The organism is Bradyrhizobium sp. ERR14 (assembly GCF_014198235.1).
GTDB lineage: Bacteria > Pseudomonadota > Alphaproteobacteria > Rhizobiales > Xanthobacteraceae > Bradyrhizobium.
In genome coordinates this window covers 113,447-126,634 of sequence record NZ_JACIHD010000020.1, presented here as the reverse complement: position 1 = coordinate 126,634, position 13,188 = coordinate 113,447, and the positions used below count along the sequence as shown (strand labels likewise).

The following is a 13,188-nucleotide window of genomic DNA, read 5'->3' as shown; positions in this document are numbered from 1 at the left end:
GGATCAATTTGGGATACAGAGCTTTGGTCGTCAGCAGAAATTATCAAACAAAATCAACGTTGTGGAGCGTTACTTGGTTCCCTCCGAGCGCACCACCTTCATCCCTTGTTATTATTTGGGCTGGATTTCGGCGGCGGCTTCGTGCGCCGCCCATTGATCTGACGGATCATGCGCGCCGCCGCCGGCGGGGACGTCCGGCGGGAAGATGCTGTCGTAGATCGCACGCGCCTCGCGGATGAGGCGCTGCCGCTCGAGTTCGGATTTCGAGACGAAGCGGACGACGTTGCTCATTCGCGTTCCACGACTTCGTTCGCGCGCCGCCAGACCGGAAACGGGTCTGCGAGCTTCGCCCATTCCGTGACGTTCATGGCCGGCTTGCCCGGCACAAGGCAGGCATCCAGGCGTGCGCGGAGCGCGCGCTCGTCCATGCCTGCGCCGATGAACACGATTTCCTGGCGACGATCGCCATAGACGTCGTTCCAGTTCGCGCGCAATCGCTTGCGCCAGAACGGGTCGTCCGGCCAGCGTTCCGCAGGCACGCTCGCCCACCAGAATCCAAGGGCCTCGGTGCGCGTGATCGCGCCGGCCTGGCTGATCTCGCCCAGCCATTGCGGGCGCGTTGCCAGCCAGAAATGTCCCTTGGCGCGAATGACGCCGGGCCAGGGCTCTCGCACGAACTTGTCGAACTTGTCGGGATCGAACGGCCGGCGCGCGCGATAGACGAAGCTGCTCACGCCGTATTCCTCCGTCTCCGGCACGTGATCGGCAAAACCGTAGAGTTCCTTGAACCAGAGCGGATGTGCTTGCGCCTTTTCGAAGTCGAACCGGCCGGTGTCGAGAATGCGATCGAAGGCGACCCGGCTGTGGTTGGCTTCGATCAGCTCCCGTTCCGGATTGAGCGCGCGGATGATCTTTCGCGCTGCTTCGCGTTGTGCCGGCGAGGCGTCATCGACCTTGTTGAGCACGATCACGTCGGCAAATTCGATCTGCTCGACGAGGAGATCGACCAGCGTGCGCTTGTCGTTCGCCAGCGCTTCGCCGCGCAGCTCCAGGAAATCCGTCGATGAATAATCCCTCAGCAGATTCACCGCATCGACCACGGTGACCATGGTGTCGAGGCGTGCCACGTCGGAGAGGCTTTCGCCGTCCTCGGCACGGAAGTCGAAGGTCGCCGCAACCGGCAGCGGCTCGGAGATGCCGGTGGATTCGATCAGCAGATAATCGAACCGGTCGTTTTCGGCGAGGGCGCGCACCTCCTTCAGGAGGTCGTCGCGCAGCGTGCAGCAGATGCACCCATTGGTCATCTCGACGAGCTTCTCGTCAGTCCTGGACAGGTTCGCACCGCCACCACGGACCAAATCCGCATCGATGTTCACCTCGCTCATGTCGTTGACGATCACCGCCACTTTCAGGCCGTGCCGGTTGTTCAGGACGTGGTTCAGCAAAGTGGTCTTTCCAGCCCCGAGGAAGCCGGACAAGACGGTGACGGGGAGTTTTCGCATGGAGATCGAACAGTCTTTTCAAGGGGATAGGGTGACGGTTGGGCATCGGGACCGGATATGTAATGTTATAACATTACATTCATTGCTGGGGTCGTCGTCAAGCCGTTTTGCGGCTCAGCTGGAGTTACGAACGTTCAAGTGATTGTTCTTTGCCCTGCACGGAGCGGTCGGGGCAGGTAGAATGCCGGACGGCTCGAAAGACGAGCGGCGGCCCGTTCAGAGGTTGCTCACGACTGCGGCAAGAACACCAGCAGCCAGGCGCCCGCGGCCACACATGCAATCCCTGCAGCGCGCGCGATCCATCGTCCGACCGGCGTAACTTTCTCCAGGAGGACAAGCAGCGCCAAAACCGCGATCCAGAGCACGTTCATCACGCCGCCTACGAACAACAGCGCCATCAAGACCCAGCAGCAACCGACACAATAGCCTCCGTGCCGAAGTCCCAGCAGCAGGCAGCCGCGCAGGTCGCTGCGAAAGCCGCCATGGCGCATCAGGAACAGAAACGGCGACTGGCATTGAGCGAGACAGACGTTCTTCAACGGCGTCCATTGATAGACACCCGCCGCGACCAGCACGATGGCGCCGAGCAGGTTGCTTGCGAGCGCCATCCGGGAATCCAGCAAGGTGGCCCGCTCGACCGCCCATTGGAGAAAGGTGGCTGCCAGCGAAAAGCCGCACCAGGCGAGGAGATAACCGGCCGCAAACCAGCCGGTCGCGGCGAACGGCTTGCTCTGTGCTTTGCCCTGTCGGCCTACGCGGGCGTACATCAGGATCATGGGCGCAGCGGAGGGGGCCATCATTCCGATCATCATCACCGCCCACATCAGGAGCACGTAGGCGAACTCGAACGTTCGCCACGGCTCGCTCGTCGGCAGCATGATTCCGATCCCGGCCGGGATCATGCGGAATCCGGTCATGTCCATGCCGCCCATGTCCATGTCGTGGGCGAGCCAGAGCACATAGCTCCATGCCAGCGCGACAATGAGGCCGATCGCGCCGCCGACGATCCAGCGATCGCGACGCAGCACGGTTTCCAGTGGGCTGTCCTTCATTTGCGATCGAAATTGGCGGCCCTGACGCAGGCCGGTATCGGAAGTTTACATCACGCCTGGTTCGACCAGCGGATCGGCGCATAGAGGCCGTTCCTGCCGGAATTATCCCAGCGCATGCCATGATCGCTGAAAGTATTGCCCGCGGCGCCGACGGCCATCACCATGGCATCGGGGCTGACCGGATGGCCGATGTTCGCCCACATCTCCCCGCTCGGATGCATGGTTGGCAGGGGATCGACGGACATGTGCAGGATGCCGGGGATTTCCGCGGACCGAGTCTTGCCGTCGATCCGGAACGTGATCGGGACCTTGCGCACCCCCAGGTTCTTGCTGATCAGCGGCGTGAACGCGGCCATCGGACCGCCGGCACCGCCGGTGAAGATCGCAGCCATGGCCTCGGTCTGCTCATCACTGGCGCGCTCATCGATATAGGCGGCCACCGACCAATCTCCGTCTGCCATGACCCCAGGTGCGTGGAGGATCACGAGGACGTTGAGTCCATCGAGCTCGATCTCACCATAGCGGCCGCTTTCGATGTGGAAGATCAGCGGTACGTTGCAGAAGCCCTCGGTCGGTCTCGCGGTCAATGGAGGCGCCGCCGACACCAGACAGGGACACACGATGCTGCAACTGCAATTCTCGAAATAGTCACCGGAAAGGTGCCATGGGACATCCGCCATTGCTCGCTCCCGCTAGGCCGAACCCGATAGATGCTTTCGAATGAGCTACGTAGAGTTGAAAATTACGCCTCGCGACGAAGTCCCGCAATGGGGCTCGGCCGACCTACGGAAAAGTGCACCGATCAGCTGGAACTGCACCTGAACTCTCAACGCGGCCGCCACTCGAGTGCCCCAAAGTCAATCTTCCCTTTGAAATCTCGGATATTTCTGCACTTGATCAGAACATGGCGCGAACCTATTGCGGCTCGATTCCGGCCGCTTTGATGATCCGTCCCCATTTGCCGATCTCGGCTTTCAGGAAAGCTTCGAGGGCTTCCGGCGTCGCGCGCTCGGGCTCGACCGGCGCCATGCTGAGCTCGGCAAAGCGGCTGATCAGCGCGGGATCCTTCAGCGCCGTCTGCAGTGCGCCGACGAGATGATCGACGACGGGCTTGGGCGTGCCGCGCGGTGCGTAGAGACCGTACCAGGTCGTGACATTGAACTCGGGAACGCCGGCTTCAGTCGAGGTCGGCACATCAGGCAGCGTCGCGACACGCGTCTTGCTGGTGATGGCATAGCCCTTGATCGTCTTCGACTGGATGTACGGCGTCGGCCCTGTCGCGGGATCGCAATAGACGTCGATATGGCCAGCGATGACGTCGTTCAGCGCCGGCCCGCCGCCCTTGTAGTAGATCGGGGTGAGCTTGGTGTCCGTGGCGCTCATGAACATCAGGCCGCAAAGCTGCGAGGCCGAGCCGAGGCCGACATTGCCGAAAGTGACCTTGTCACCGGCATTGCGGATGTGCGTGACCAGCTCGGTGAGATCCTTGGCGGGAAAGTTCGGCCGGGCCACCAGGATCATCGGGACGTCGGTGACCAGCCCGATCGGGGCGAAATCGCCGACCGGGTCGAACGGCAGCTTGGCATAGAGGGCGGGGGCGGTGGCCTGGCCGACATGCATCAGCAGCAGCGTGTAGCCATCCGCGGGTGCCTTGGCGACGCGGTTGGTGCCGAGCGTGCCGCCGGCACCGACGACATTCTCGATGACGATGGACTGTTTCAGTGTCGCGCTCATGGCGCTGCCGAGGATACGCGCGATGACGTCGCCGGGACCGCCGGCGGAGAACGGCACGATGACCGTGACCGGGCGGGCGGGGTAATCGTCAGCGATCGCCGCATCGCGAGGGCAGAGCAGGAGGAACAGGATCAGCGATCGTACGAGAAACTTCATCGAACACTCCCTGGCGGCGTTGTTCTAGTCGTCGGAAGGCGCCGCCTCCTTGGCCGCCAACGATTTTTCGATCATGTCGAGCGCGGCCACCGCAGCCGCATTGATGTGGTCGACGCAGCAACGCTCGGCGAGATCCGGATCGCCGTTCTGGATCGCGCGCCAGATCGCGGTGACCTCGCGAAGGCTCTTGTTGATCCGCTTCGGCTGCGACATCGAGGTGATCCGCAGCAGCTGGATGCGATCGTGCAGCGGCTTGAGCATGCGCTCGATGAAGGCATTGCGGCAGCCGCCGATCAGCGCCGCGTAGAAATCGGTCTTGGCTTCGAGGCTGCCGACGAGATCCTGCTTGGCGGCGGCGGCCTTCAGCCGTGTCAGGGCGTCGCCGATCCGGCGCGCGACCTCGGGGTCGTGAAGCCTGGCGCATTCGCGGCCGGCGAAGCCCTCGAGCACCGCGCGTGCCGCGTAGAGCTGCCGGGCCTCTTCGAGGCTGATCGTGGACACGACAGGGCCGCGGTGCGGAACCGTATTGACCAGCCCGTCGGCTTCGAGCGCACGCAGCGCTTCGCGGATCGAGGGGCGGCTGACGCCCATCATCTCGCAAAGCTCGCGCTCGACCAGGCGCTGGCCCGGCTTCAACGTTCCCGACATGATCGCCTCACGCAGCTTCTGCGCCACCATCGCCCGGACGGTCGGGACGTCCTCGATGCGGAGTGTCGACTGCAATTCGCGGCGTCTTTCCATGTCCGGGTCCTGTTCGGGAAAACTCAGTACCGGTTTACAGGCAGAATCATCATTTCGGCAATTTGTACGTGGGCGGGCTGGTCGAGGGCGAAGACAATGGAGCGGGCGATATCGGCCGGATCGAGCGCCATCCTGAACTGGTCGAAATAGTCCTTTTCCTTCTGCGTATCGCCGCGGTAGCGGGTCAGGATGATATTGGTCCGGGTCAGGCCGGGCTGCAGCTCGGTGACCCGGATCGCGGTTTCCGCCAGCTCGCCCCGGAGGGTCTCGGTGAACATGTGCACGCCCGCCTTGCTGGTGCTGTACGCCGCCATGTCGGGCACGATCCGCACCGCGTTGATGGAGCTGATGTTGACGACATGGCCGGCGTTGCGCTGGACCATGCCGGGAAGGATCGCGCGCGTCACGCGCATCAGGCCGATCAGATTGGTCTGGATGATCTTGGACCAGTCGTCCGCAGAACCGATGTCGAAGCGCGTCCGGCCGCCGATGTCATGGCCGGCATTGTTGATGAGAATTTCGACCGGCTTGAAATGACCGGGAATGGCATCGGGCAGGCGATCGACGGCCTTTGCATCGCTGACGTCGAGCTGGATCGGAAACACCGCGTCGCCGCACGTTGCCGCGAATTCCTGCAGCGCCTTGGCGTCGCGATCGACCAGCACGACGCGGCGGCCGCTGTCGAGCAGCGCCTTGGTGATGGCCCGTCCCATACCGCCGGCGGCACCGGTCAGCACGACGGTTTGTCCCGATTGTTCAGTCATCGCAGCACTCCCATTCCAGTTCTCATGCAACCGACCAACCGCCGTCGATCGGCAGGCTGGCGCCGGTGATGTCGTTTGCGGCCGGACCGCAGAGGAAGACGACCATGGCGGCGACCGCATCCATTTCGATGAAGCGCTGCGTCGGCTGGCGCTCGCCGAGATAGTCGCGGGTGACGTCGTCGACCGGACGATTGCTGCTCGAAGCCATCGTCGCGATCTTGTTGAGGATGGCCGGCGTCGGCAGCGTGCCGGGGCAGAGCGTGTTGCAGGTGATGCCGCTGCGCGCCGTCTCGATGGCCACCGCGCGGGTCATGCCTGCGATCGCTGTCTTGGTGGTGACGTAGTCGATGCGGTCCTCGACCGCGCGGCTTGAATAGATCGAGCCGATATTGATGATCCGGCCCCAGCCGCGCTGCTTCATCGCCGGCAGCGCCAGGCGGATGAGGTGAAACGGCGCCGACAAATTGACGGCGAGGGCCTGGTCCCAGCGCTCGGGCGGAAACTGGTCGATGGCAGAGAAATGCCGCACGACGGCGTTGTTGACGAGGATGTCGATGGCGCCGCAGCGATCGAGCAGGTCCGCCATCATGGGCTCGATCGCCTCGCGCCGAGACAGATCGGCGCCGGCTGCGATGACCTCGACGCCGAAGCGGGCGCGCAGATCATCTGCGACCTGTTTCGGCTGAGCGAGGTCGTGCAGGACAATATTGGCGCCCGCGCCGGCAAGGCCTTCCGCCACGGCGAAGCCGAGGCCCGCGGTCGCACCGGTCACGAGTGCCCATTTGCCCTTCATCGCAGCTACGCTCCGCTATGTCTTGTCGAGCTCGGCGAAGACTTCCTTCGCATTCCGGAACGCATCGACGCCCGCCGGCACGCCGCAATAGATCGCGACCTGCATGAAGACCTCACGGATCTCCTCCTTGGTCGCGCCATTGGCGAGCGCGCCACGGACATGGGTCTTCAGCTCGTGCGGGCGATTGAGCGCGCAGAGCATTGCGAGGTTGAGGAAACTGCGTGTCTTGCGGGTGAGGCCCTCGCGGCCCCAGACGTAACCCCAGCAATATTCGGTGGTGAGGTCCTGCATCGGCCGGTTGAACTCGTCCGCGGATGCGATCGCCTTGTCGACGAATTCGTTGCCGAGCACGCTCTTGCGGATTTCGAGGCCGCGGTCGTAGGTCGCCTTGTCCATTGTGGTCTCCGTTTCTTGGTTTGGCGTTGTCAGCTCTTAGGTCAGCTCTTGGGCCAGAACGGTTTTGCCAGCGCGAGTTCGGGCGGGAACACCGTGACTGGAATGCCGGCTTGCCACTGCACGATGGTCATGCCCGCGCCAACGCGGCGGCCCTTCTCGTCGAACTTGATCTCGCCCAGCGGGTAATATTTGGAGGGGCCGCCATCCATGGTGCGCAGCGCTTCGCCGACGGCGACGCGATCGGCCTTGCCGGCCTTCTCCAGCGCGTCCTTGATCACCCACATGTCGCCATAGGTGGAGATCGCGTTCTGCGTCATCCACGGCTCCTTGTAGCGGGTCTTCAACTCGGCGATCAGCGCCTCATGGCCCTTGGCGCCCCAGCTGGCAACGCAGGTCAACACGCCCTGGAGCAGCTCGGGGCTAACGGTCTGCAGCATGTCGGGCTCGGCGATCGCGATGCCGAAGGAGATCGTCGGAATCTTGCCCTGGCCGAGGCCGAACTCGTTCATCTTCTCGAGCAGCAGCTTTGCGTCCGAGATCACGGTCGGCAGGAAGAACAACAGATCGGGCTTGGCCGAACGTATCTTCTGCACCAGCGATGTCGCATCCGCCAGCGGCGGGGTGAAGGTCTCGTCGACGATCAGCTGCAGCTGGTTCTCCGCCAGCAGGCCGTCGCGCATCGCCTTGGCGGAGGCGATCGAAGCCCCCGTGTTGTCGGTGAGGATCGCGACCGTCTTCGGCCGCTTGCCCGAGGCCGTCTCCGCCAGCTTGATGATCTGGGGCAGCGCCTGCCGCGCCTGCGACCCCGCCGTGGCCGCGGTCTGGAACACGTACTTGAACCCGCGCTCGGTGATCAGGTCGGAGTAGGAGAGGGTGAGCATGGGCAGGTTGGCGCGCTCGGTCACCTCGGTCACCGCGAGCGTGAACGAGGACAGATAAGCGCCGCTGGCTGCGACCAGATCGGTCTCCTGCGCCACCATGCGCTGCGCTGCGTTCTTGGCCTTCTCGGTGGTGTCGCCGGAATCCAGCACCACGAGCTTCAGCTTGGCGCCGCCGAGCGCCTTGACGCCGCCTTGCGCGTTGATGTGGTCGATCGCCATCTCGGCGCCTTCGCGCATCACCGTTCCCGGACGGGCATAGAGCCCCGAGATCGGCACCAGCAGGCCGACCTTCACTTCAGACGGTTGCTGCGCCCAGCCGGCGCGGGACGCGATCAGCGTGCCGGAGGCGCCGGCCAGTAGCGTTCGCCGCGATATCGTGATCTTGCCCTTGGCAGTCATGACAATCTCCTTCCTGAAAAATTGCGCGACGTTGTCAGGATTTCTTCGGCCAGAACGGCTGCGCCTGCGCGAGCTCGGGCGGATAAACGGTGACAGGCACGCCCGATTGCCATTGCACGATGACGACGCCGGCGCCGACGCGGCGGCCCTTCTCGTCGAATTTGAGCTGACCGCCCGGATAATATTTCGACGGGCCGGCATCCATGGTGCGGAAGGCCTGCGCGACCGCGTTGCGGTCGGCCTTGCCGGCCTTCTCCAGCGCTTCCTTCATCAGCCACATGTCGCCATAGGTCGAGATGACGTTCTGCGTCATCCAGGGCTCCTTGTATTTGGCCTTGAGCTCGGCGATCAGGGCTTCGTGGCCCTTCGAGCCCCAATTGGCGACGATGGTCATGATGCCTTGCACCGTCTCCGGGCTCACGCTCTGCAGCATGTCGGGCTCGGCGATGGTGATGCTGAAGGACACGGTCGGGATCTTGCCCTGGCCGAGGCCGAACTCGCTGATCTTCTCGAGGCCCAGCTTGGCGTCCGACACCGCATTGGGCATGAACAGCAGCAGATCTGGCTTGGCCGAGCGGACCTTCTGGATCAGCGGCGTCGCATCCGACAGCGGCGGGGTCCAGACTTCCTCTACGACGAGCTGGAGGCCCTCCTGCGCGAACAGCTTTTCCTTCAGCGCCTTGGCGGTGGCGACCGAGGTGGCGGTGTTGTCCATCAGCATCGCCACGGTCTTCGGCTTCTTGCCCGAGGCATTCTCGGCGAGCTTCATCAGCGTCGGCAGGCCGAGCTCGGACTGGCGGCTCGCGGTCGCTGCGGTCTGGAAGATGTATTTGAAGCCGCGGTCAGTCAGCAGGTCCGAATAGGACAGCGTCAGCACCGGCAGTTCGGCGCGCTCGGTCACCTCGGTGACAGCCAACGTGAAGGAGGACAGATAGGAGCCGGTGGCGGCGACCAGATCGGGCTCCTGCGCCACCATGCGCTGCGCCGCGTTCTTGGCTTTTTCTGTGGTATCGCCGCAGTCGATCACGACCAGCTTCAGCTTGGCGCCGCCGAGCGCCTTGATGCCGCCCTGAGCGTTGATGTGCTCGATGCCCATCTCGGCGCCCATCTTCATCACCTGGCCGGGGCGGGTGTAGATGCCCGACAGCGGCACGATCAGTCCGACCTTGATCTCGCCAGCTGCCTGCGCGCGCGCTACACCGGCGAGGCCGACGGCCGCGGCGCCGGAGAGCACGGTGCGGCGCGTGAGGCCCGTCGATATTTTACTCTTCGATGTCTTGTCCATTTTGTTTGCTCCCTGGTCCCTGTTTTTTTATCGTCGTCACATGCCGAGATAGGCCTTCCGCACGCGGTCGTCGGCGCGCAGCGTGGCGTTGTTGCCTTCGAGCACGACGTGTCCGGCTTCGAGGACATAGCCGTGGTCGGCAGATTCCAGCGCTTCCGCGACCCGCTGCTCGACCAGCAGCATGGTCAGCCCGGACTGGCGCCGGATCTCGATCAGCCGCTCGAAGATGAAGTCCGCAGTCGAGGGCGCCAGCCCCATTGAGGGCTCGTCCAGCATCAGAAGCTTCGGGGAGGAGGCGAGGCCGCGGCCGATCGCGAGCATCTGCTGCTGGCCGCCGGACATCGTGCCCGCGAATTGATCGCGGCGCTCCTTCAGCACCGGCAGCCATTCGAAGATGCGTTCGATATTGGCCTGCCAGTCCCGCCGGCCGCTTTCGGTCATCGCGCCCATCTCCAGATTCTCCATCACGGTCAGTGACGGGAAGACCTGGCGTCCCTCCGGGACGTGGGCGATGCCGAGATGGGCGCGCTGTGGCGGCGGCACCGCGAGCAGATCGACGCCGTCGAACGTGATCGCGCCGCCACTCGGCTTGACGATGCCGGAGATCGTCTTGAACAGCGTGGTCTTGCCGGCGCCGTTGGGTCCGACGATCGCGACGAACTGGCCCGCGCCGACATTGATCGAGACGTCGTTCAGGACGGGCTTGGCCGAATAGCCCGCGCTCAATCGCTCAATTCGCAGCATGGCCCACCCATTTCTTGCCGAGATAGGCCTCGATCACGCGATTGTCGCGCGTCACCACTTCCGGCAGGCCTTCGGTGATGACGGCGCCGTGGTCGAGCACGAGGAATCTGTCGACCAGCCGCACCATCGCCTGCATGGTGTGCTCGATGATCGCGATGGTCATGCCGTCGCGCGCGAGCTGCTGGATCACGGCGACGACCTCGTCGGCCTCGCCGTGGCCGAGGCCCGCGAGTGTCTCGTCGAGCAGCAGGATGCGCGGCTGGCCGGCGATCGCGCGGGCCAGCTCCATCAGCCGCAGCTCCTTGGTCGAGAGCTCGCCGGCGACGCGGTCGGCGACCGCAGAGAGTCCGACGCGGGCGACCGCGTCGGCGGCAAGCTTGCGGGCTTCATCGTCGGAGCGGGCGCGCACATAGGCCCCAACCACGACATTGTCGAGGATCGACATGCGCAGGAACGGCCGCATCACCTGGAAGGTGCGGCCGATACCGGCCTCGCAGATCACGTGCGGCCGCTGGCCCGACATGTTGCGGCCGTCGATCAGCACTTCGCCCTGGCTCGGCTTGAGGAAGCCGTTGAGGAGGTTGAACAGCGTGGTCTTGCCGGCGCCGTTGGGGCCGATGATGCCGAGGATCTCGTTCTCGTGCAGCTTGAAGCTGACGTCCTGCACGGCCTTGAGGCCGCCGAAGGACCGCGAGAGGTTCTTCACTTCGAGCACGACCTCGCCGGTGGCGGCACGCTGTCGCGCAGCCGGCTTCAGGGCCGTCACGTTGGCAGCTGCTGCTTCCGGTGTATCACTGACCGCCGCCTTGGATGCGGTGCGCTTGCGCTGGAGGTCGCGCAGTTTCCAGAACAGGCCTTCCGGCGCGAGCAGGATGACGCAGACGATGGCGATGCCGAAGATGACGCCCTGAATGCCGGGGATGCGCGCGCCGGCTTCGGCATGCAGGATCTCGGCGAGCGGGATCAGGATCACCGAGCCGATCACCGGGCCCCAGACCGTGCCGACGCCGCCGAACATCGCGACTGTCAGCGCCTGCGCGGACACCAGCATGCCGAACACCGATGCCGGGGTCACGACCAGCAGCACCTGCGCGTAGAACCCGCCGATGGCGGCGGCAATCGCCCCGCTGAGCGTGATCGCGCGCAACTTCCAGGCCAGCGTGTTGATGCCGGCCGCTTCGGCCGCGGCCTCGTTCTGCTTGATCGCGAGCAGCGCCATGCCGAAGCGCGATCGCTCGATCACCTGCGTCAGAACGATGGTGGCGAGCATGAGCGCCAGCCCAAGCAGCGTGTAGAGGTGCGGATCGGCGAACTGCATGTAGGCGATCGGCGCCTCGCGCTTGATCGGAAGCGTCACCTCCTGGAAGCCGAGCCATTCGAACACGTAGAGAATGGCGAGCGGGTAGGCGAGCATCGCCAGCGCGAAGTAGTGGCCCTGCAGGCGGAAGGTCGGAAAACCGATCAGGAGCCCGGCGATGCCGCCGAGCATGGCGGCGACCGGGATCAGCAGCCAGGGCGAGATGTCGAAATAGATCTGGCCGAGCGCGGTCGCGTAAGCGCCGATCCCGAAGAAGGCGGCATGGCCGAACGAGATCAGGCCGGTGTAGCCGCTGAGCAGGTTCCACGACAGCCCGAATACCGCCCACACCGGGACCAGCGTCAGGATGAGCTGATAGTAGGAGTTAGTGACGCCGAGCGACACGACCGCATAGGCGAGCGTGAAGAGCAGGGGAGGCAGAAAGGAGCGCATCCGCAGCATGGTCACGTCCTCTCGACCATGCGCCCGAAGAAGCCCTGCGGACGGAAGAAGATGATGAGGAGGAAGACGGCGAAGATCGCCGCGTTCTGCAACTGCGTCGGCAGGATCAGCGTCGACATCTGCTGCACGAGGCCGATCGTCATGCCACCCCAGAACGCGCCGATGATGCTGCCCATGCCGCCGAGCACGACGCCGGCGTACATGACGATGACGTATTCGAGGCCGACGAAGGGGTGGAACGGGTAGTTGGTGGCGAGCAGGCCGCCGGCAATCGCGGTGATGCCGCAGCCGAGCGCAAAGGCGGTGCGATGCGCGCGGTCGACGTCGATGCCCATATAGGTCGCAGCCGTCGGATTGTCCGCGGCGGCGCGGAGCGACTTGCCGATCCGCGTGCGCGTGATCAGCAGCGAGAGCAGGATCATGATCGCCAGCGAGACGATCATATCGATGCTGCGGGCCTTGTTGAGGAAGATGCTCATGTCGAAGAAGGGACCGAGCTCCCATGCCGAGCTCGACAGCGGCGTGCGGATCGAGGCCAGCACGGAGCCGAACACGATGAGGCCGCCATTCTGCAGGATCAGCGCGATGCCGAGCGTGAGGATGAGCTGGGCGTAATGGCCTTCGCCTTCGAGCGAGGCGGTGCGCGTGCCTGACACGTGCGAGATCAGCGCCCGATGCACGAAATAGCCGAACAGTGCGAGCACCGGTCCGGCCAGCAGGATGGCGACGAACGGCCCGACGGCATTGCCGAACAATGTCTGGATGCCGGCGGCGGTGAAGAGATAGAAGGCGGTGTACATGCCGAGCATCATGAAATCGCCATGGGCGAAGTTGATGACGCGCATGACGCCGAAGATCAGGCCGAGCCCGACGCACATCAGGCCGTAGACGGCGCCGATCAAAAGCCCCGCGGCGAGCGCTTGCAGGAATCCTTCCATCAGCCTCGCCTCCGCGCCGCTGACAATTCTAAGCTGGTCTCGAG

At 64.3% G+C, this 13,188-nt stretch carries 14 protein-coding genes; all 14 read right to left on the bottom strand.

Translation table 11 applies throughout. From position 1 onward, the window contains the following. Nucleotides 1–111 precede the first annotated feature (111 nt). Nucleotides 112–291 carry a hypothetical protein gene (locus GGD62_RS33725; protein WP_183712509.1) on the bottom strand — a complete coding sequence of 60 codons (180 nt, stop codon included), beginning with the start codon at nucleotides 289–291 and terminating at the stop codon, nucleotides 112–114. After that, on the bottom strand, nucleotides 288–1,502 hold the full coding sequence (gene zigA, locus GGD62_RS33720) for a zinc metallochaperone GTPase ZigA (protein ID WP_183712501.1): 1,215 nt from the start codon (nucleotides 1,500–1,502) through the stop codon (nucleotides 288–290). The genes GGD62_RS33725 and zigA overlap by 4 nt, the downstream gene beginning before the upstream one ends. A gap of 227 nt (nucleotides 1,503–1,729) precedes the next feature. After that, entirely contained in the window at nucleotides 1,730–2,554 is an 825-nt protein-coding gene (locus GGD62_RS33715; RefSeq protein WP_183712499.1) for a DUF2182 domain-containing protein, read from the bottom strand. 50 nt (nucleotides 2,555–2,604) lie between these two features. After that, the gene (locus GGD62_RS33710) at nucleotides 2,605–3,234 is read right to left on the bottom strand and encodes a DUF1326 domain-containing protein (RefSeq protein ID WP_018320630.1); all 630 of its coding nucleotides are present in this window, start codon (nucleotides 3,232–3,234) and stop codon (nucleotides 2,605–2,607) included. Nucleotides 3,235–3,469: 235 nt separating this feature from the next. Next, nucleotides 3,470–4,444 (bottom strand): tripartite tricarboxylate transporter substrate-binding protein, encoded by a 975-nt coding sequence (locus tag GGD62_RS33705; protein ID WP_183712497.1) that lies wholly within the window; start codon nucleotides 4,442–4,444, stop codon nucleotides 3,470–3,472. A gap of 24 nt (nucleotides 4,445–4,468) precedes the next feature. Further along, complete coding sequence (locus tag GGD62_RS33700; RefSeq protein WP_183712495.1) at nucleotides 4,469–5,185, bottom strand: GntR family transcriptional regulator; 717 nt, start codon at nucleotides 5,183–5,185, stop codon at nucleotides 4,469–4,471. Between the two features lie 23 nt (nucleotides 5,186–5,208). Further along, on the bottom strand, nucleotides 5,209–5,949 hold the full coding sequence (locus tag GGD62_RS33695) for an SDR family oxidoreductase (RefSeq protein ID WP_183712493.1): 741 nt from the start codon (nucleotides 5,947–5,949) through the stop codon (nucleotides 5,209–5,211). 22 nt (nucleotides 5,950–5,971) lie between these two features. After that, entirely contained in the window at nucleotides 5,972–6,742 is a 771-nt protein-coding gene (locus GGD62_RS33690) for an SDR family oxidoreductase (protein ID WP_183234553.1), read from the bottom strand. A 15-nt stretch (nucleotides 6,743–6,757) separates the two neighbouring features. Further along, nucleotides 6,758–7,138 carry a carboxymuconolactone decarboxylase family protein gene (locus GGD62_RS33685; RefSeq protein ID WP_028140570.1) on the bottom strand — a complete coding sequence of 127 codons (381 nt, stop codon included), beginning with the start codon at nucleotides 7,136–7,138 and terminating at the stop codon, nucleotides 6,758–6,760. Nucleotides 7,139–7,179: 41 nt separating this feature from the next. Continuing rightward, entirely contained in the window at nucleotides 7,180–8,418 is a 1,239-nt protein-coding gene (locus GGD62_RS33680) for an ABC transporter substrate-binding protein (protein WP_183712491.1), read from the bottom strand. 34 nt (nucleotides 8,419–8,452) lie between these two features. Further along, complete coding sequence (locus GGD62_RS33675; RefSeq protein ID WP_183712489.1) at nucleotides 8,453–9,703, bottom strand: ABC transporter substrate-binding protein; 1,251 nt, start codon at nucleotides 9,701–9,703, stop codon at nucleotides 8,453–8,455. 36 nt (nucleotides 9,704–9,739) lie between these two features. Further along, nucleotides 9,740–10,447: an ABC transporter ATP-binding protein gene (locus GGD62_RS33670; RefSeq protein ID WP_018320622.1), complete on the bottom strand. Its 708-nt coding sequence runs from the start codon at nucleotides 10,445–10,447 to the stop codon at nucleotides 9,740–9,742. Beyond that, on the bottom strand, nucleotides 10,434–12,206 hold the full coding sequence (locus tag GGD62_RS33665) for an ABC transporter permease subunit (protein ID WP_183712487.1): 1,773 nt from the start codon (nucleotides 12,204–12,206) through the stop codon (nucleotides 10,434–10,436). Before GGD62_RS33665 ends, GGD62_RS33670 begins: the two co-directional genes overlap by 14 nt. A gap of 2 nt (nucleotides 12,207–12,208) precedes the next feature. Beyond that, nucleotides 12,209–13,144, bottom strand: coding sequence for a branched-chain amino acid ABC transporter permease (locus tag GGD62_RS33660; RefSeq protein WP_183234548.1), 936 nt, complete (start codon nucleotides 13,142–13,144; stop codon nucleotides 12,209–12,211). Nucleotides 13,145–13,188 lie beyond the last annotated feature (44 nt).

Bases quoted from the DNA above. Each gene is read 5' to 3' on its own strand.
- zigA (WP_183712501.1), bottom strand. From the start codon at position 1,502: ATGCGAAAACTCCCCGTCACCGTCTTGTCCGGCTTCCTCGGGGCTGGA.
- GGD62_RS33700 (WP_183712495.1), bottom strand. From the start codon at position 5,185: ATGGAAAGACGCCGCGAATTGCAGTCGACACTCCGCATCGAGGACGTC.
- GGD62_RS33690 (WP_183234553.1), bottom strand. From the start codon at position 6,742: ATGAAGGGCAAATGGGCACTCGTGACCGGTGCGACCGCGGGCCTCGGC.
- GGD62_RS33675 (WP_183712489.1), bottom strand. From the start codon at position 9,703: ATGGACAAGACATCGAAGAGTAAAATATCGACGGGCCTCACGCGCCGC.
- GGD62_RS33680 (WP_183712491.1), bottom strand. From the start codon at position 8,418: ATGACTGCCAAGGGCAAGATCACGATATCGCGGCGAACGCTACTGGCC.
- GGD62_RS33665 (WP_183712487.1), bottom strand. From the start codon at position 12,206: ATGCTGCGGATGCGCTCCTTTCTGCCTCCCCTGCTCTTCACGCTCGCC.
- GGD62_RS33705 (WP_183712497.1), bottom strand. From the start codon at position 4,444: ATGAAGTTTCTCGTACGATCGCTGATCCTGTTCCTCCTGCTCTGCCCT.
- GGD62_RS33660 (WP_183234548.1), bottom strand. From the start codon at position 13,144: ATGGAAGGATTCCTGCAAGCGCTCGCCGCGGGGCTTTTGATCGGCGCC.
- GGD62_RS33670 (WP_018320622.1), bottom strand. From the start codon at position 10,447: ATGCTGCGAATTGAGCGATTGAGCGCGGGCTATTCGGCCAAGCCCGTC.
- GGD62_RS33685 (WP_028140570.1), bottom strand. From the start codon at position 7,138: ATGGACAAGGCGACCTACGACCGCGGCCTCGAAATCCGCAAGAGCGTG.
- GGD62_RS33695 (WP_183712493.1), bottom strand. From the start codon at position 5,949: ATGACTGAACAATCGGGACAAACCGTCGTGCTGACCGGTGCCGCCGGC.
- GGD62_RS33715 (WP_183712499.1), bottom strand. From the start codon at position 2,554: ATGAAGGACAGCCCACTGGAAACCGTGCTGCGTCGCGATCGCTGGATC.
- GGD62_RS33725 (WP_183712509.1), bottom strand. From the start codon at position 291: ATGAGCAACGTCGTCCGCTTCGTCTCGAAATCCGAACTCGAGCGGCAG.
- GGD62_RS33710 (WP_018320630.1), bottom strand. From the start codon at position 3,234: ATGGCGGATGTCCCATGGCACCTTTCCGGTGACTATTTCGAGAATTGC.